This window comes from Chitinophaga sp. (assembly GCF_036569125.1).
GTDB lineage: Bacteria > Bacteroidota > Bacteroidia > Chitinophagales > Chitinophagaceae > Chitinophaga.
The window spans coordinates 1-17,665 of sequence record NZ_DATCRF010000411.1 but is presented as its reverse complement, the minus strand read 5'-3'; the positions used below and the strand labels follow the sequence as shown (position 1 = coordinate 17,665).

Sequence of the window (17,665 nt, the reverse complement as noted above, 5' to 3'; positions counted from 1 at the left end):
GTGGAAAAAGATGGTGACATTCTTGCCTGCGGGGGTGTTGCTTATTTCCCGGCAAAACAGGCAGCTGTACTTACCTGGGGCATGGTGCATGCGGATCATCACCGACAGGGCATTGGCAAATTATTTACGCGCTATAGGCTGGAATTGCTGCAAAAGCAGCATCCCGGAGCGGTTTGCAGGATTGAGACCAGCCAGCACACAAAGGCGTTTTATGAAGGCCTGGGGTTTGTTGCAAAAGAGGTTGTAAAAGATGGTTTTGCGAAGGGGCTGGATAAGTGGGAGATGGAGAAAGGGTAATAAAACCTTATTGGGTTGGTGCAAATATTCTCCGTTGCTGGTCATTCACTTAAAACATAACTGGTGCTTCTTCCCCCGGCAGCTTCTTTTACTAAAAGGCCACGTTCTATCAGATCCTGAATGTCACGGATCGCTGTATCCTGTGAACATTTAGCAATGGTAGCCCATTTAGATGAAGTTAATTTGCCGTGGAAGCCATCCAATAATTTATTCAACATAAGCCTTTGCCTCTCATTAATGGATTGTGCTGCCGGATGTTCCCAGAATCTTGCTTTCCTGATGACAGCTGCAAGTGTATCATCTGTAGCAGTTATAGCACGATTAAGACATGTTAAAAACCAATCCAGCCAGGCTGTTATATCAAGTGTATCTTTTTGAGTTCTCTCAAGTATATTGTAATAATTATTCCGTTCAATCCTGATCTGTGCAGACATGCTATAAAAGCGTTGTCTGCTCCCATCAGCACGGGATAGCTGCATATCAGTGATAGCGCGTGTAATACGTCCATTACCATCGTCAAAAGGGTGAATGGTTACGAACCAAAGATGTGCAATTGCAGCCTTTAATACAGGATCCAGTTTTTCTTCAGTATTAAACCAATCCAGGAACTGGCTCATTTCTTTATCAAGGATATCTGCATCCGGCGCCTGAAAATGTACTTTTGTACGCCCCATAGCCCCGGAAACAACTTGCATAGGATCATTTTTTGCATTATCGCGCCATGCTCCTACCACAATTTTGTGCATGCCGCTACGTCCTGTAGGAAATAATGATGCATGCCATCCGAAAAGGCGTTCATCAGTCAAAGGCATAGTATATTGCTGTGTTGCATCCAGCATCATTTCAACAACCCCCTCAACGTTCCTGTCTGAAGGAACCAGCCCCGCAACATCCATTCCCAAACGTCGTGCAATAGAGGAACGCACCTGGTCAGGGTTCAATATTTCGCCTTCTATTTCGCTGGATTTCAAAACATCCATCGTCAGGGTTTGAAGGGTGGCTTCTTCCTTTAAACGGAAGCCTAAGCTCTCCATATGGCCCAAAAGCCGCCCCTGGCGGTAGCGCACTTCCGCCAGCAGCGTGCTAATTTGCTCGCTATCCCATTGAAAATCAGGCCATTCCTTTAATTGATGGATATACATTCTCCGCACATTATGCGTCGAATATAGCCCTTATTCTCCGCATGAGCAACTTATTCTCCGCAAATTATGCGTAGAATAAGGGCTTTATTCTCCGCATTTGTGGTTCAGGTCCATAGCCATAGAGTCATTCCAATCCCCATTGCATCCTCCGTTATAAATACCTATTTTAAGCCCAATATTTAAGCTCACACGTCCTCAATTGCTGAAACTATCAAACCATGACCATTCAAAAATTCACAAAGCACATCATTGCTGCTTCGCTCATGATACTACCGCTTTTCTCCGCAGCTCAGCAAAGAGGTCAAAAGCATTTCAAACTATTAAAAGGTGAGCGCTGGTATGGCGGAACGGTCGACGAAGGAAACCTGGCGCCTTATGAACCAGGTTATAAGTTTGATCTTTTTGGGAATAATAATGGTAACCAGTCAGCGCCACTTTTGCTTTCTACTTCCGGAAGGTACATCTGGAGCAACCAGCCCTTTAAATTCACCCTTTCGGAAAATGAGCTGCTGATCTCAGATAACCTTGATAGTGTAAATATTTATAACGCCGGTAAAACCCTGGCCGATGCCTTCACATCCGCCAGCAACCAGCATTTCAAGGCCAGTGGCCAAATGCCCGACAGCCTGCTGTTCACCCGCCCTCAATATAATACCTGGATAGAGCTGGTTTATAACCAGAACCAAACCGATATTCTTAAGTATGCCCATGCCATCATTGACAACGGTTTTCCGCCCGGTGTGCTGATGATCGATGATAACTGGGCCGACTATTACGGCAAGTTTGAATTCCGGAAAGACCGGTTCCCCGACGCTAAACAAATGATCCTTGAATTACATCAGTTGGGCTTCAAGGTTATGATCTGGGTAAGCCCGTTCATATCACCGGATACACAGATCTTCCGTGAGCTAAATGATGGCCGCTACCTGATCATGGATAGCAAAGGCAATAAAGACTTGAAATGGAAAGATGCCACCCAACCGGCGATCATCAGCTGGTGGAACGGCTATAGCGCATGCCTTGATCTCACCAATCCCGGCGCGCAGGCCTGGTATAAAAAGCAGCTGGATAATATGAGCTCCCAATACGGGGTTGACGGTTTTAAATTTGATGCCGGCGATATTGAATTCTATACCGGCAATATACTCACCTATGAAAAAAAGAACGCCAATGAGCAGTGCGAGCTATGGGGTGTATTTGGCACTTACTATAAACTGAATGAATACCGCGCCATGTGGAAAAGAGGCGGCCAGCCCCTGGCCGAACGGCTCCGCGATAAAAAACACAATTGGAACGATCTGAGAAAACTGATCCCGAACATGATTGCGGCGGGCCTATTGGGCTACCAGTTCACCTGCCCTGATATGATCGGTGGCGGAGAATACGGTTCGTTCATTGGCCTTGCCAATTTTGACCAGGACCTGGTGGTGCGTTCTGCTGAATGCAGCGCATTAATGCCCATGATGCAGTTCTCTGTTGCACCCTGGCGTATCCTGGATAAGGAACACCTGGCCGCGGTAAAAAATGCGGTGTTGCTCCGGAAAAAATATACGCCCTACATCCTTCAAACAGTAAGCGCATCAGCTAAAAGCGGGGAACCGGTTGTCCGGTGCATGGAATATGTTTTTCCTAACCAGGGTTTTTCAGCTGTCAAAGATCAGTTCATGCTGGGAGATCGCCTGATGGTGGCCCCGGTGCTTGATAAAACATCCACCAGGACCGTATTATTTCCCAAAGGCAAATGAGCAGGGCAAGATGGAAAGGTATTTACCGGCCCGTTAAAAGCAGCCATCCAGGCCCCTATCGGCGAGCTGCCCGCCTTTGATAGAATAGATTAACAGCATCACGGCTCATTTGCCTTTGCCAAAGAAATTAAGCCACCGGTAGCGCCCAGGTTCATTGAATCCAGCGCGGAGCTAGGCACAATTACCATAGATCCCTTTTCCTTCAAACCTTCAAACAACATATTCATAGCTCTCAGGTGCAGGGCAACAGGATTATTAACATACTGCTCACTTGCTTTGGCAAATTTTTCAGCGATCTCTGTTTCAGCGGTGCCCAGGATCACCCTTGCCCGGCGCTCTCTTTCGGCCTGCGCTTCCTTACTCATGGCATCCGCTAATGTTTGTGGAATAATAATGTCTTTTATACCTACATTCTGGCAGGTGATGCCCCATGAATTGGTATGCTCATCCAGGATCTTTTGCAGCACTTCCGCTACCTTATCCCTTTCCTGCAGCAGCTCTCCTAATTCGTGCTTCCCGATCGTATCCCTTAACCCGGTTTGGGCAATGTATGAAATAGCTACTTCATAATCCTGCACTTCCAGCGCTGCCTTTTCCACATCCCACACGGTCCAGTATACTACGGCATCCACATTTACCGGCACCGTATCTTTGGTAAGCGTTTGTTCTGCTTTAAAGTCAGTAACCCTCACCCGCTGGTCAATATAATTATCTATTCTATCAACAATGGGAATAATAAAAAAGATGCCGGGGCCTTTCAAACCCATGTACTTACCCATTCTCAGGATCACAGCTTTCTCCCACTGATCCGCTATGTGTATGGAACTGGCGATGAATAAGGAAATAAGCAGGGATACAACCAGGAACGGAACATTCAGGAACCCTAAATAATAAAGCCCAACAGCAGCTCCTGTCAGCACAAAAAAGACTACCCTCGAAATGGGGTTCAACCCTAATTTTATATTCTTTTTTGTTCTCATTATAGTATTATTTTTTTAGTTGTTTAATGATGTCGTCTATTGAAAAGCCATAGCTGAATGCAATAGCTGTAAACTCATTACAGATCTCCTTTAGCTTGCTTTTTTTCTCCTTATCTGATATTTGAATTTTTATTTCGCTGATGAAGGTCCCGGTTCCCTGCTGGGTTTCTAATACACGCTGAATTTCCAGCTCCTTATAGGCTTTGGCAATGGTATTCAGGTTTATTTTCAGCTCCACGGCCAATGCACGCACCGTTGGCAGCTGCTCTCCTGCTTTCAGGTTCCCGGCCGCAATACCGAATTTGATCTGGTCAATAATTTGCCGGTAAAACGGGGTACCTGTCTTTGGGTCTAGTTTAAAGTCGATCATACCAGTGTCTTATTGTACTATACATATAGTACAAATGTACAAGTATTTCCGGATCTACAAAATTTAGTTTGGAAAGAGTATCATTTAAAGATTGTAGATTTAATCACCTTAAATCACTACGATCTTGAAAGCCACTATAACATTGCTGAAGTCCTTGTTGTTAAATGATTACCCCTCCGGTTCCGCTATTAACTATTATGATGGCCACCTGTATATTATTGGCGATGATGCCAATACGCTGCTGATACTGGATAGTAATTACAATGAAGTAAATACGGTGCCATTTTTTCACTACGAAGAAAAACGGATCCCCAAGGCAAAGAAAACCGACCTGGAAACAGCCGTAATAGTGGATGTTGATGGGCAAAAGAGCTTATTGGCATTAGGCTCTGCTGCCACAAAAGAAAGGGAAATGGGCGTACTACTACCTCTCCCCTTCGCGGAAAACAAACCCTCTTATATTTCATATGCTCCCTTTATAAAACGCCTGCAACAGATCCCCGGTATAAACATCGAAGGCGCTACCCTGGCAGGCTGCCATTTCATACTCAGTAACCGTGGTAATGAAAGCAATCCTGTTAACCATCTTATTATCACCACACCCGATTTTTTGCAGCGGCAGGATGAGGCTGCGATCCATATTTCAAAGCTTGTTATTCCTTTCTCCTTAGCCGGATTTGCCGGTGTTTCCGAGCTATGCTATATTGAGCAGAAAGATGTATTGCTCATCATCCTGTCAAGCGAAGCTACCGGCAATACTTATGACGATGGCGCTATAGGAGATAGTTACTTCGGCTGGGTTAAACATATCAGTCAAAAGCTGAATGGCGAAGATGTGTTGCTGGATGGCATTGTTAACCTGTCCGGCGTTGATCCTGCATTCAAAGGTGAAAAGGTGGAAGGCGCTTGCTTGTCGGCTGTTACGGATCAAGCATGGTACCTTCACCTGGTAGCTGATAATGACCTGGGAGCAAGCACATTATTCCATATAAAAGTGGTAATGGAAGATTGATCTCTTTACCCTGATAAAAAAACAACGGACAGGTATACACCTGCCCGTTGCTGCTAAAGGAAAAAGGGGACTGCTTTATATTAGTTATTAAGGTTTGGATTATTCTGCTCTTCAGCCTGTGGTATAGCAAAAATATAGTAAGGGCTGTTGGGCACAAAGGCAGTACCATCTAAAAAAGTAAGTGCGGTGTGGTACTTGGCAACCACCTCCTTGGTAGTGCCACCCGGCGTTACTACCGTTACCTTTATATCATCGCCGTTAGCATCCACATAAGGCTTACGCACAACGGCCAGCTGGTTGCGGATAATATCGGACAGGCCAAACCCTTCTCCCCACAATTCTTTTCTTCTTTCAACCAATATTTCTTTTACCAGGTTGGCCTGTGTTGCTCCTGCGGGATCAAAGGTACGGGCGCCCCTTGCAGTACGCAGCTGGTTCAGCGCATTAATGCCTTCCGTAAGATTGCCTGCGCGTGCATACCCTTCTGCTTTGATCAGGATGGCTTCTGCGCTTCTCATCAGCACCAGGTCTGCGGTCTGGTCTGCCCTGAACTTGAATTTTTTATACTGCAGGTACCCTTCCCTTGCAGCAGCAGAACCATCCCACGAAAAAAGTGTTTTACGTATATCACCTGCTTCAAACAGCTCTCCAAAGAAAGGATCGGCCATAAAGCTATAGTAGTAGGATGTGGAAGAAGATACGTCCAGGAAATGGAAGCTGTAGCTGCCGTCGCTCTGGCTGGGAATTTCAGGATGTCCCCAGATCCATTCTGTATTGTTCACATCATTGAATCCCTTGCTGTACTCAGCAGGCGCCATTAAAGGGTAATCGCGTTGCGCTTCATCTGCCGCAGCTGCTGCCTGCGCCCATCTGCCTGTATTCAGGTAAGCACGCGCCAGCAGGCCGTTCACCACGTCTGCATTGATCTTGTATTTAGCCGGGCGGTCATAACCGGTTAACAGTGTTTTTGCCTGCTGCAGATCGGAAAAGATCAGCTCATAGATCTCTTTCAGGGAAGCCTTAGGGTTACCCACTGTAGCGGCGGTGGTAGGCTCCGTATAAATAGGCGCCGTTTTAGTCAGGGAATCTTTCAGGTAAGAGAACTGGTAAAACGAGGCAATGGTCAGGTAGGTATGCGCCCTTAATGCCAGCGCCTGTCCTTTGGCCACGCTCTTTGCAGTTGCATCGCCATCCACCTTATCTGCATTGGCAATAATAATATTGCTGTTGTTGATGATCTTGTACAGCTGGCCCCAGATAGCGCTTACGCGTGCCTGCGTTTTATCGTTCAGCTGCGTAAAACGGTAAGCAGTAGGAAAACCGTATTTGGTGGTGATCAGCGCCACATCATCTCCCATGGCGTCGCTGGTAAGCGCAATGGTCTTGAATCCGGGATTACTGTAGGTGCCCCCGTAAAAGTCATCCATCATGGCCGCCCAGGTGCCTTCTGAAATAGTATTAAGGTTATCGATATTCTTCAGTACAATATCTTCTGATACCGCATTGGAAGGAGCGGTATCCAGCTGCTTGTTGCAGGCCGACAAACCAATGATCAGCGCTGCGGCATATGTATAAAATCTGCTTGCTTTCATTTTCATTCAGTATTAAACGTTACACATTAGAGCCCTACCTGTATGCCCAGTGAAAATGTTTTCATGGCAGGATACTGGTAGTAGGTAGTGCCATCAATAGACTGTTCCGGATCCATGCCCTGGTGGCCATAGAAAGTAAGCAGGTTCTCACCCAGCGCATATACTTTCGCGCTGCTGATGCCTATTCTTGACAACAGCTGTTTAGGCAGTGAATATCCCAGCGACACTGTTTTCAGGCGCGCATAGGTGGCGCTGTACAGGAAGCGGGTAGAGCTGGAGGTCCAGTTCAGGTTATCAGTAGTGAGCTTAGGCACATCTGTGCTGGTGTGCTCAGGCGTCCAGCGCTCCAGCAGCTCTGTAGACCAGTTGCGGCCAGGGCTGGAACCGCCTGTGAGCAGGGATACATAATCCAGGTCCAGCACCTTACCACCTATGCTGTAAGCTAACAGGAATGACAGCTCGATATTCTTGTAATTAAGCGTATTGGTGAAGCCACCGGTAACATCCGGCAAAGCAGAACCTGCATAATACTGGGTGGCGGAGGCGTAGTTGCTGGTGGTTACTTTTTTACCATCTGCACCGCTCTGGTACCAGAGCGGGTTACCGTTCTGCGGATCCACGCCGGCCCACTCACGCAGGTAAAATTCATAGATGGAGGAACCTACCGTCAGCTTTTTGGTACCGCTGATAATTTCCTTTTGCGGCAGCTCCGTGATCTTGTTCTTGTTATGTGCAACGTTCAGGCCTATACTCCATTTGAGATCGCGGGTGCTTACGGGTATCACATTCAGCTCCAGCTCCACACCGGTATTGCGCAGGGCGCCGATGTTGGCGCTGATAGAGCCGAAGCCGGTGGATGGCGCCATAGGCTTTGCATACAACAGGTCCTTGCTGGTTCTGTTATAATAGTTGATGGTGCCATACAGGCGGTTGTCAAACAAACCAAAATCCAGGCCTATGTTCAGGTTAAGATTGCTTTCCCATTTCAGGCCCGGTGTAGCCAGCCTGGAAGTGATCACGCCACCGTTGCCCAGGTTGTTCTGGATATCAAAAAGCGCCAGGTAAGCATAATAGGTGCTCAGGTTATCATTACCCGAAGCGCCATAGCTGCTCTTTAATGTAAGTGCATTCAGCCAGCTCACAGAGCGGAGGAACGCCTCTTCTGCAATACGCCAGGATGCACCGGCAGACCAGAAAGTACCCCAGCGGGAATCCGGCGAGAAACGGGAAGAGCCATCCCTTCTTACAGATGCGGTGAAATAATATTTATTCAGATAATTATACTGGCCCTGGCCAAAGAAGCTCAGCTTTGCATAGTTATCTGAAATACCTGTAAAGTCATTTAACTGCGAAGCAGCCGCAGGCTCGTACAGGCCCGGTAATGCAAACTTTTGCCGGTTGCCGCTCTGGGTGCTGTAATTGTAATAATAGTATTCATGACCGGCCAGCAGGTTCAGGTGATGCCCGCCTAACAGGTCGGCATCATAGGTAAGTATGTTGTTCCAGGTATAACTCAGCTCCCTGTTATTGGATTTGGTGATAGCGCCGCCTATCTCCGCATCGCCACCCACAGTAGGGTTGGTATAAAAGAGTGAGTTGCCATTTACATAATCAATGTTATAGCTGGTTTTAAAGTGCAGGGCTTTGGTGAGCGATGCTTCCAGGAATGTTCTGGCAGATACGTTCTCATTGCTGTTCCGGTTCTTATCCAGCGGTAAGGAGCCTATCAGGTTCTCACGGGCCAGGGCTGCAGAGGGGCGGTAAGCGCCGTAATCAAACTGCTTTTGTCCATTGGCATCCAGCTTATAGGAACCGTCGGGGTTACGCTGGTAAATGGGATAAAAGCCGGGCACCGTTCTTCCAAACAACACTACGTTGTCTGTACGCGAATCGGAAGATGCAGGATAATCCTGTGCAGCGCTGGAACCACTCAGGTTCACACCTGCTTTTAACCAGGGTTTAGCCTGTAACGTTAGGTTGCTTCTGAAATTATAACGTTTAAAACCGGAGCCTATGTAAGCGCCTTCATTATTCACATAACCGCCGCTAACATAATAGGTGGATTTATCACTGCCGCCGCTGAAGCTCAACTGTGCCTGTGTATATTTTCCGGATTGCTGTATGCCTTTTTCCCAGTCATCGTTCCACAAAGGCCGTGCACCGGCTACTATCTTTCCGTCTGTACCTACCGGCTGCAGGTAATTAGGGCCATATGGATTGATGCCCAGGTCAGCTACCACGCGCGCACTGGCCGTTGCTGCTGCCTGTGCAGGCGACTGCCCGTTAGTGAGCTGTTTGTTACGCAGCGCCTCCCAATAAAGCTCAAAATACTGGTTGGTGTTGAGCTTATCATAGTCTTTTACTGCGCGGCTGCTCCATCCCTGGTTAAAGGTAATGTTCACTGCGGGCTCCCCTTTTTTGCCTTGCTTGGTGGTAATGATGATCACCCCATTGGCGGCCCGTGAGCCATAAAGATTGGCCGCAGTAGCATCTTTCAATACGCTGATAGATGCAATGTCTGCCGCATTCAGCGCATTGATGTCGCCCTCATACGGAGCGCCATCCACAACAAACAGCGGTGCGCTGGAAGCGTTGATAGAGCCTACGCCGCGTATACGTATGGTGGAGCTGTTGCCCGGCTGCCCGTTAGACGAAGTAGTTTGCAGGCCGGTTACCAGGCCCTGTAAAGCATTGGTAACATTAGGTGTAAGCCGGTTATTGATCTTGTCTGAGCTTACGGTGGACACGGCGCCCGGATACCCTGAGCGTTTTACATTGGTATAGGCCACTGCCACTACTTCATCCAGCGTGGTATTGGCTGGCTTCAGGAGAATAGTGATGTTTGCATCCTCCTCGCGTACTTCTGTTTCCACTGCTTCCCTTCCGATGAACGAAACCGAAAGCACTGTTTTGCTGCCAGGAATGTTCAGCTGAAAACGGCCATCCTGGTCGGTAGTAGTACCCAGTGTGGTGCGGTTGATCTTTACGGTCACTCCGGGCAGTGGCTGCTTGTTCTCCGCAGCGAGCACCTGCCCCCGTATTTGTTTTTGCTGCGCAAAAATCACTGTGCTGAACAGCAGCGCAAGCACGAGTGTTACATTTTTCTTGAACATGCGTGTTTAGATTATAAGAATGGAAGGAATACATTGCCTTCAGGGCAATAGCATATCTACCAGCTGCCGGGAAAAGCAACTGGCTATGGTTGACGTATTATCTGCGCGAATTAAGCGTTGCTACAATAACAGCTTATGCTTACAAATAAGGGTTGTGAACAGAATAAAGCTGGTAATAGTAAAGTTGATCTTCTCATGGTTTCCTGATTCTTGTTGTCATTATTCCAGTCTATCAGATAATACTGAAATATGTATCTGGCAGCGCAAAAATAGAATAAAAATTTAGTCTACCAAAATGATAGGATAATCTTTTCAGACAATTTCTGTTATCTTATCTTGATGCTTCTAATGCTGACAGGTTTGGCACATGGGAAGGGGCAACAGATCTCCTGAATTGCTAATCATTATAGCTTAATTATTTGCTCTCTGAGATAATCAAGCCTGCTGGGCCGTTCAGCATCGCTATTAATAATAATTCCCTCCCTATTGATGATCATATAACGGGGAATGGTAAACAGCATATCTTTTCCGAATTCCTTCATAATATTTTTTCTAAGGCTATCCGTCGCCCGCAAATGGAGGCCAGGTAATTTATAATATTTGACCATATTTTTCCAGTCTTCATCTTCACCATCCTTATCAATGGAAAGATAAAGAGGTTTTACCTTAAACTCACGCAACAACGCTGATAATGATGCGTTAAACTTAAATTCTTCCTTGCATGGAGCACACCATGTCGCCCAGATATCAATGTAATAAGGCCCATTTTTTAACACATTGCCAAGCTCCGACATGGAATTGATATCCTGATATCCTGTCAGGAATACCTGCTCCGGAGTAAAATCTCCGTCCTTCGCGTGTTGAAATGCAAGGATTTTGTCTGCTTCTATCTGCAGAAAAGATGTATAGAGGCTACCGGGATATTGTTCATGAAACTTTGTATAAAGTGTTAGCAGCGATTGTTCATATCCTCCACGGCGCATAGCGTAATAGAGATATTCTGCTTTTAAATATTCTGATATACTGTCTTTGAAATTCCTGTCTATTACGGCGTAGTTCAATATATGCACTCCTTCCTGTTTTCGCAGGCCCTGCATACCAGCGGTGTCGGATGCCAGGAGCCCGCTCTTTTCCGGTGCATATTGACCTAAATACCATTCATAGTAAAGATGGACATAATACCTGAAATATTCTGATGAAAGCGCCTTATCTGAATGAAGTGGCATTGTAGTGAAAGCCTGTTCCCATGCTTTGCCATACTTTTTGCTAAAGAGGGCAACAGCATTCTTGTTCTTATGGTCAATCCTGGCAGCATAATACTTGCTACACATGGCGTCCGCCAGGCTGGCTGCATAATAATACCGGATGTCCAGTTCGGCCAGCATTTCATATGCCCTGCTTATTTTCCCCTTACCAAGCAGTTTTTTCAAATCCGACAGTTCCTGCTCCATTTTCAATTGTATCTTATGCCTGATGACTGCAATATTAGTATCCAGGCGGTAAGGGTTATTAACATCCTGAATGAATGCCCTTTCCAATGAATTGAAGAACTGATGGCCTGTTGCATTACTACCTTTATACTCTATCCGGGGGCGGCCTTGTGCATCGGTGATAATATTGATCATTACCCGGTCTCCGGGAGCTACTATCATTCTTGAAACAAAACCATCATCGAATTTCAGTAGCAGTAAACCGCATTCTTCTTTGTTAATATTAACAACACTGTTTCCTTCATTGTTGAATGTATAGGTTTGCTTGTTGGCCCAGAAATTTTTCCCATTAATGGTCAAAGAAACAATAAATTCCTTTCGAGCCATGCTTTTGGCCGATACTTCAATACGTGCCGAAGACGATTCCGGATTACCAGGGCTACATGAATGGATGCAGTAAAGAAGCAGTAGCATTACAAAGGCCGGTAGTAAGGATATAAAGCGTTTTATTGTAAAGGATAATTTTCGCAGAGGATGAGTAATTGCGTTTTTCATTTGGAAGAAAGAAATTTGCATTGCTGAAATTCTTTACATAATAAGCTTAATAGGCTATAGATCAAATATAGGAAATATAAATAACCAATAACTGATTGTTCAACCGGGGTTTCATCGCCTTACCATGGACTAAACCGATAAAGCAGCTGGCTATGGTTTGCGTAACGAAAGGTTAGTCTTTTTATACAATTCCTATTATCGTATCTTGATATGATATAGCTATAGCTGCAAGCTTTTTCCATTGGTTTAGAACCGGAAAGATACCTGATCAGGAACGTGCTGTGAGCTGTCCTGCTCCAACAGAAGAATTAACCTTTCATATTTTCTATAAATTTAAAATACAACCATTTTCTCCGTAACTTGCCACCCGTTAACCATACTTTAGTTGTAAAGCCCATCAGTCAAAATTAATTACGATCCCTAGCTGCCTATTCGAATGACAAAGCCCTGTACACTATTGTTATTACTCTTATTTGTTAGCCTGCCAGCCTTCGCCCAGTATGCTGATTCCGGCAACGGTGTTTTAAAGAACTCCGTATGGTGGTTTAACTGGAATGGTTTTACCCTGAGCAATGGCGCCAGCAAAACATTCACTACTACCGATGGCTTGAACGTCACAATCACTTTTTCCAATGTATCAGGCCCAACGCCAGCTCCTGCTACAATGAATACCTGGTCGGGTGCAGTGCTGCACTTTTTATATGATTTCACTGACCCCAATATCAGGCCGGCCCTATTAAGCACCTCTACAACACAGAGCGTTGCTTTTACCATGGCAATAACAGCCACCCGTAACGGCATACCTGCCCCCTTTACTTTTTGCGCGGCAGATGCGGAAGCCAGCCTTAAACCGGTAGAAAATACAACGCTGGTCACCTCCGGCAGCAACTGGAATATCCTGGAGTTCTTTCGCAATTCACCCCAGACCAGCAACCCGTTAACAGGCTGCGGCACCCAAACAATAATTATTACTGATACACATGAGCCTACCGCGTTGCCCGGTGGCCTGGCGATCGGGCAAAATCCGCTCATGGCCACCAACGCTCCTGTTTCCGGCACTTTGCAGGTAGAAGTGCATATGGACAGAACAGCCCGGGGCGGTATGGCGGTAGCCTTTGGCATATTTGCTCCCGTGGACCGTGGCGACCTTCCCTCCAGCTATGGCCTGGCACAACACCGATGGGTATACGCATCTAACGATCAATGCAATTATAATCCTCCTTTTCCGTCCATCAGCCAATCCGCTGCCCTTAAGCTGGGTAACGTTCCAGGGGACGCAGACCCTGCCAGCAGCCTGGATGATAATGCTATCGGCGTTGATGAAGATGCGCTTACTACTTTTCCTGATTATACCGGCAGCGGCAATTACAGTTTAGACCTGCCCGTTACTAACACTACCGGCGTTAATGCATACGTTTCCGGCTGGTTCGACTATGACCGTAGCGGCACCTTTGAACCGGGTGAGCGGGTAATAGTAACCGTACCACCCCTGGCTACAACGGCCCATCTTGATTGGACAGGGCTTCCCGCTAAATTCACTCATGGTGCAGTACGGGATTTTGGTTTCCGTTTCCGCATCTCCTCCGACCAGGCAGCCGTATCATCTGCCTCCAGCGTAGCCACAGATGGGGAGGTAGAGGATTACCTGGCCCATCTCAACGTACCCTGCGATATCGTTTCCTTTCCTGCTGCTACCGTGAATGTATGTGAAGGCGCTTCCGTACAGCTGAATGCCACACCGGGATTATTAAGTTATAACTGGATGCCCGCTAACGGGCTTTCTGTGACAGATGTGGCAGATCCCGTTGCTACGCCCGCAGCCAACACTACCTATACGGTGATGGCCACAACGGACGACGGCTGCCAGGGCAGCACTACCATTACGTTGAATGTAGTCCCCCTTCCTTTCATCACCAAAAGCGCAGATGCCAGCATTTGCGCCGGCGGCAATGCGCAGCTGTCAGCAGCGTCCAGTGCAGCCAATACCACATTCAGCTGGGCGCCAGCTACTGGCCTGAACAACCCGGCAATCGCCAATCCAATAGCCGCTCCACAGGTGACCACCACTTATACTCTTACGGCTACCAGCAACGGGTGCACCGTTCAGGAGAATGTGATGGTATCTGTAAGGCCTAAACGTATATCTGAAGTGAAGCCTGTCATTAAGGATATCTGTAAAGGAACATCCCTTCTGCTGGAAGCCTCCGGTGGCGATACCTACCAATGGCTGGACCCTGATAATGCTCCTTTAGGCGCCAATGCGCAGCTCCAGGTATCCCCCGGGCAAACAACTGTCTATACTGTCAATATCACAGATAATGATTGCGGTGGCACCACTACCCTGCAAGTGCCCGTTACCGTTAGTGAGCTGAATGCCGCTGTAACAAAGTCAAACGATATTAACTGCTCCACCGGCTCCGCCATGCTCACAGCAAGCGGCGGCGCCCAATACCAATGGGAACCAGCCCCTGGCCTTACCAATCTTACGGAGCGCCGGCAGGTGGTAGCACCGCAGCAAACCACTACTTACCACCTTACCATGATCGATGGCGCCTGTTCCCGGAAAGATTCTGTTACCGTAGCAGTGGACCTCACTACCGCCATCAGCACATACCCAATACCAACAGCGTTCACTCCTAATCGTGACGGGCAGAATGATTGCTTTGGATTGAAGTATTGGGGACCGGTCATTTCCCTGGAGTTTAATGTTTACAGCCGCTGGGGCGTACAGGTCTTTTCAACCCATAATCCGCAGGATTGCTGGGATGGCAGCTATAAAGGCCAGCCTTTGCCAATAGGGGCTTATGTATACTGGATAAAGGCAAAAACCCTCTGCGGGGAGGTGGAAAGAAAAGGTGCCGTAACGTTGTTGAAGTAAAAAGGCTTATTGCAGTAGCTCGTAGTTGATATAAACAAGTGTTGTTACAAATACAAAAATTGCTGTCACCGCAACTTCCATCTTCTTATTCCTTCTTTTCATTTTGTGATAAAGTAGTATTGTTAAAGGAGATAAGATCAGGCCTGTCATTATACCATAGATCCCCAGCCAGTCATCACTACCAGTAATAACCAAATAGGTCAGGGAAAAATAGGTCATATACAATAATGTTGCGAGAAGCATGTATAACAAGATGGTCGAAATGGTCTTATACTTCGTAAAAAATGAGATCAGGGTAAGCACGCCCAATAATAGCATAAAGACCTGAGGCTTATTCTTTAACTGCATTTGCATATGGGCTGATCCAATTAATAGTCCGGCGAAAGCAAGCCCTGTTAGTAGATTAGAAAGGTTATTTTTCATAGAAGCCGGGAAATAATATGACCCAAAATTACGTGGACAATCAACAAATATATTATTTTTTCTCACATATTATCAAGAATGGCTATAGACGGTTCAACCATGCAAATCGAACATTTCATGTTATAATTGCATACTTAAATACCATTTTACCCTGCAAATCGAACATTTTATGTTATATTTGCAGAGATGATACCGCGTAGACTCGAAAATAAGATATGGGAATCCCTTCAGCGCAGTCCTTCGGTTGCACTCATGGGGCCACGTCAGATTGGCAAAACAACCATTGCCCTGAACATCTCCGAAAATATTCCTTCGGTCTATCTTGACCTGGAAAATACGCTTGATTTGGAAAGGGTGCGGGATATTACCGCTTTCCATGCAGAAAACAGGGAAAAGCTGATTATCCTGGATGAAGTGCAACGTAAGCCGGAAATGTTTGCTTCACTACGGGGCATTATCGATAGAGAGCGCCGCAAAGGTAATAAAGCCGGGCAGTTCCTTTTTTTGGGATCAGCCTCAATTGATCTTTTACAGCAATCCAGTGAATCACTGGCTGGGCGCATCGCCTACATCGAGATGCATGGCATCGATGTCTTAGAATATACCGCGCAAAATTCCGGATTGATCACTCAACTTTGGCTGCGGGGTGGATTTCCCGAAAGCCTGCTGGCAGCATCCGATCAAAACAGCCTGGAATGGCGCCGTGATTTTATCAAAACCTATCTTGAACGCGATATTCCCCAATTAGGCCCACGCATTCCTGCCCAGGCTCTTGATCGTTTTTGGACGATGCTTGCGCATAACCAGGGTGGCGTAATGAATGCCGCGCAATTGGCTCGAAACCTGGAAGTGTCTGCCGTCACAGTCGGGCGTTACCTTGATCTTATGGTCGATCTATTACTTGTCAGACGTTTGCAACCCTGGACATTCAATGTCGGTAAGCGGCTTGTACGCGCTCCGAAGATCTATGTACGCGATAGCGGCATAACGCATGCTTTGCTGAATATTTCCGCTTATAATGATCTGCTGGGCCATCCCGTTGTGGGAGGAAGCTGGGAAGGTTTTGTCATTGAAAATCTACTCTCCGTTGCACCGTCCAACGCTTTGCCTTTTTACTATGGTACCCCAGGCGGGGCGGAAATCGATCTTATCCTGGAATTTTCAGGTAATGAAAAATGGGCCATCGAAGTAAAACGTAGCTCCGCCCCTTCTTTGTCGAAAGGCTTTCATATCGCTTGCGAGGACATAAAAGCCGACAGACGCTATGTTGTTTATTCCGGCAATGAAAGATTTTCCATACGTGAAGGTGTGATTGCTATTCCCTTGCATGATCTTATGCAAGAACTTTTGAACGCCACAAAGTAACATAGCCACCACTCAAACCTCCTCCTTCCCCCTTGCAACCCACCCCGGCGCACTTCCCATCTGCCTGCGCAAAAGCATATTCAATTGCGCTGCATGATGCTGCACATGCCGCATATTATACAATAATATTTCCAGCACGGCATAATTCATATCGCCTCCATCCTCTATCCATCGTTCTTCCAGGCTTTCTTCCGTTAAGCCTGTAATCACCTGGCGGCACTTTTCACGGTTTAATTGCAGATAGTCCAGCAGTTCATTTTTACTGTAAATGCGGTTGGGCATTATATCATCCAGCGCATCGGGGTCTATTTCATCTTCAGATGCTGCAAGCGTAAAGGGTAATGAGGCAGGATTGTTCTTATGCGGAATGGTGAGGTAGTAATCCAGGAATACCAGGGTATGATAAGTAATGTAAAAAAACTTCCTGTTGTTTTCCCAATGATCTTCCGGGTATGCGGTGATCGCATTTTTGAGCATATCGATACTTGCTCCGAATTGCGTCCACAAACTTTCTTTTATGGTGTTGAGCATGTTGCTGGGTTGTAGTAAACAAGTTAAGGAATATTTTATTCTTCCCTCCTACTCCTTCCTGATCCTGTCCCTTTCATCCTTTGCGCCCTCCTCCTTCCTGGCAGCACTCTTTAACCCGCTTCCGCCAAAAGACCGGGCATACGTTAACCTGAAAACCGGCCGCACCGTAGATTCTGTATGAATAAACACATTATTTACAATATCAAATGCCTCCCTGGTAAGCGTACCATAC

The 17,665-nt window shown here is 46.6% G+C and carries 14 protein-coding genes; 5 read left to right on the top strand and 9 right to left on the bottom strand.

Features of this window, described 5'->3' with window-relative positions; all coding sequences use genetic code 11:
* Positions 1-297: GNAT family N-acetyltransferase (locus VIM87_RS15340; protein WP_331997841.1), on the top strand; the 297-nt coding region annotated here is incomplete at its 5' end.
* A gap of 41 nt (positions 298-338) precedes the next feature.
* On the opposite strand, the gene VIM87_RS15335 is transcribed toward VIM87_RS15340, so the two are convergent.
* Positions 339-1,439: a Fic family protein gene (locus VIM87_RS15335; RefSeq protein ID WP_331997840.1), complete on the bottom strand. Its 1,101-nt coding sequence runs from the start codon at positions 1,437-1,439 to the stop codon at positions 339-341.
* A 218-nt stretch (positions 1,440-1,657) separates the two neighbouring features.
* On the opposite strand from VIM87_RS15335, the gene VIM87_RS15330 reads away from it, so the two are divergent.
* Positions 1,658-3,184, top strand: a complete 1,527-nt coding sequence (locus VIM87_RS15330; protein WP_331997839.1) for a glycoside hydrolase family 31 protein — start codon at positions 1,658-1,660, stop codon at positions 3,182-3,184.
* A gap of 98 nt (positions 3,185-3,282) precedes the next feature.
* Here the strand turns inward: VIM87_RS15330 and VIM87_RS15325 are convergent, their stop codons facing one another.
* Together VIM87_RS15325 and VIM87_RS15320 are read right to left on the bottom strand one after the other, a co-directional pair.
* Positions 3,283-4,164, bottom strand: a complete 882-nt coding sequence (locus VIM87_RS15325; RefSeq protein WP_331997838.1) for a slipin family protein — start codon at positions 4,162-4,164, stop codon at positions 3,283-3,285.
* A 7-nt stretch (positions 4,165-4,171) separates the two neighbouring features.
* Positions 4,172-4,534 carry a GntR family transcriptional regulator gene (locus VIM87_RS15320; RefSeq protein WP_331997837.1) on the bottom strand — a complete coding sequence of 121 codons (363 nt, stop codon included), beginning with the start codon at positions 4,532-4,534 and terminating at the stop codon, positions 4,172-4,174.
* A gap of 124 nt (positions 4,535-4,658) precedes the next feature.
* Between VIM87_RS15320 and VIM87_RS15315 the strand changes: the two genes are divergently transcribed.
* Entirely contained in the window at positions 4,659-5,546 is an 888-nt protein-coding gene (locus VIM87_RS15315) for a DUF6929 family protein (RefSeq protein ID WP_331997836.1), read from the top strand.
* An 80-nt stretch (positions 5,547-5,626) separates the two neighbouring features.
* Here VIM87_RS15315 and VIM87_RS15310 read toward each other — a convergent pair whose 3' ends face one another.
* The 3 genes from VIM87_RS15310 to VIM87_RS15300 all read right to left on the bottom strand — a co-directional run bounded on the left by VIM87_RS15310 (position 5,627) and on the right by VIM87_RS15300 (position 12,236).
* Positions 5,627-7,138: a RagB/SusD family nutrient uptake outer membrane protein gene (locus tag VIM87_RS15310; RefSeq protein WP_331997835.1), complete on the bottom strand. Its 1,512-nt coding sequence runs from the start codon at positions 7,136-7,138 to the stop codon at positions 5,627-5,629.
* A gap of 26 nt (positions 7,139-7,164) precedes the next feature.
* Positions 7,165-10,251: a TonB-dependent receptor gene (locus VIM87_RS15305; protein ID WP_331997834.1), complete on the bottom strand. Its 3,087-nt coding sequence runs from the start codon at positions 10,249-10,251 to the stop codon at positions 7,165-7,167.
* Positions 10,252-10,655: 404 nt separating this feature from the next.
* The gene (locus tag VIM87_RS15300) at positions 10,656-12,236 is read right to left on the bottom strand and encodes a TlpA disulfide reductase family protein (protein ID WP_331997833.1); all 1,581 of its coding nucleotides are present in this window, start codon (positions 12,234-12,236) and stop codon (positions 10,656-10,658) included.
* 436 nt (positions 12,237-12,672) lie between these two features.
* Here VIM87_RS15300 and VIM87_RS15295 point away from each other — a divergent pair, with 436 nt between their 5' ends.
* The gene (locus VIM87_RS15295; protein ID WP_331997832.1) at positions 12,673-15,114 is read left to right on the top strand and encodes a CshA/CshB family fibrillar adhesin-related protein; all 2,442 of its coding nucleotides are present in this window, start codon (positions 12,673-12,675) and stop codon (positions 15,112-15,114) included.
* Positions 15,115-15,120: 6 nt separating this feature from the next.
* Here the strand turns inward: VIM87_RS15295 and VIM87_RS15290 are convergent, their stop codons facing one another.
* A complete protein-coding gene (locus tag VIM87_RS15290) occupies positions 15,121-15,537 on the bottom strand; it encodes a hypothetical protein (RefSeq protein ID WP_331997831.1) in 417 nt (138 codons plus the stop codon).
* 186 nt (positions 15,538-15,723) lie between these two features.
* Between VIM87_RS15290 and VIM87_RS15285 the strand changes: the two genes are divergently transcribed.
* Positions 15,724-16,902, top strand: coding sequence for an ATP-binding protein (locus VIM87_RS15285; protein WP_331997830.1), 1,179 nt, complete (start codon positions 15,724-15,726; stop codon positions 16,900-16,902).
* A gap of 12 nt (positions 16,903-16,914) precedes the next feature.
* Here the strand turns inward: VIM87_RS15285 and VIM87_RS15280 are convergent, their stop codons facing one another.
* Positions 16,915-17,433 (bottom strand): DinB family protein, encoded by a 519-nt coding sequence (locus tag VIM87_RS15280; protein ID WP_331997829.1) that lies wholly within the window; start codon positions 17,431-17,433, stop codon positions 16,915-16,917.
* Between the two features lie 48 nt (positions 17,434-17,481).
* A partial coding sequence (locus tag VIM87_RS15275; RefSeq protein ID WP_331997828.1) for a hypothetical protein occupies positions 17,482-17,665 on the bottom strand: 184 nt, incomplete at its 5' end.

What these genes read in the sequence shown, in the direction of transcription:
- VIM87_RS15335 (WP_331997840.1), bottom strand. Translation starts at nt 1,439, where the DNA reads ATGTATATCCATCAATTAAAGGAATGGCCTGATTTTCAATGGGATAGC.
- VIM87_RS15330 (WP_331997839.1), top strand. Translation starts at nt 1,658, where the DNA reads ATGACCATTCAAAAATTCACAAAGCACATCATTGCTGCTTCGCTCATG.
- VIM87_RS15325 (WP_331997838.1), bottom strand. Translation starts at nt 4,164, where the DNA reads ATGAGAACAAAAAAGAATATAAAATTAGGGTTGAACCCCATTTCGAGG.
- VIM87_RS15320 (WP_331997837.1), bottom strand. Translation starts at nt 4,534, where the DNA reads ATGATCGACTTTAAACTAGACCCAAAGACAGGTACCCCGTTTTACCGG.
- VIM87_RS15310 (WP_331997835.1), bottom strand. Translation starts at nt 7,138, where the DNA reads ATGAAAGCAAGCAGATTTTATACATATGCCGCAGCGCTGATCATTGGT.
- VIM87_RS15305 (WP_331997834.1), bottom strand. Translation starts at nt 10,251, where the DNA reads ATGTTCAAGAAAAATGTAACACTCGTGCTTGCGCTGCTGTTCAGCACA.
- VIM87_RS15300 (WP_331997833.1), bottom strand. Translation starts at nt 12,236, where the DNA reads ATGAAAAACGCAATTACTCATCCTCTGCGAAAATTATCCTTTACAATA.
- VIM87_RS15295 (WP_331997832.1), top strand. Translation starts at nt 12,673, where the DNA reads ATGACAAAGCCCTGTACACTATTGTTATTACTCTTATTTGTTAGCCTG.
- VIM87_RS15290 (WP_331997831.1), bottom strand. Translation starts at nt 15,537, where the DNA reads ATGAAAAATAACCTTTCTAATCTACTAACAGGGCTTGCTTTCGCCGGA.
- VIM87_RS15285 (WP_331997830.1), top strand. Translation starts at nt 15,724, where the DNA reads ATGATACCGCGTAGACTCGAAAATAAGATATGGGAATCCCTTCAGCGC.
- VIM87_RS15280 (WP_331997829.1), bottom strand. Translation starts at nt 17,433, where the DNA reads ATGCTCAACACCATAAAAGAAAGTTTGTGGACGCAATTCGGAGCAAGT.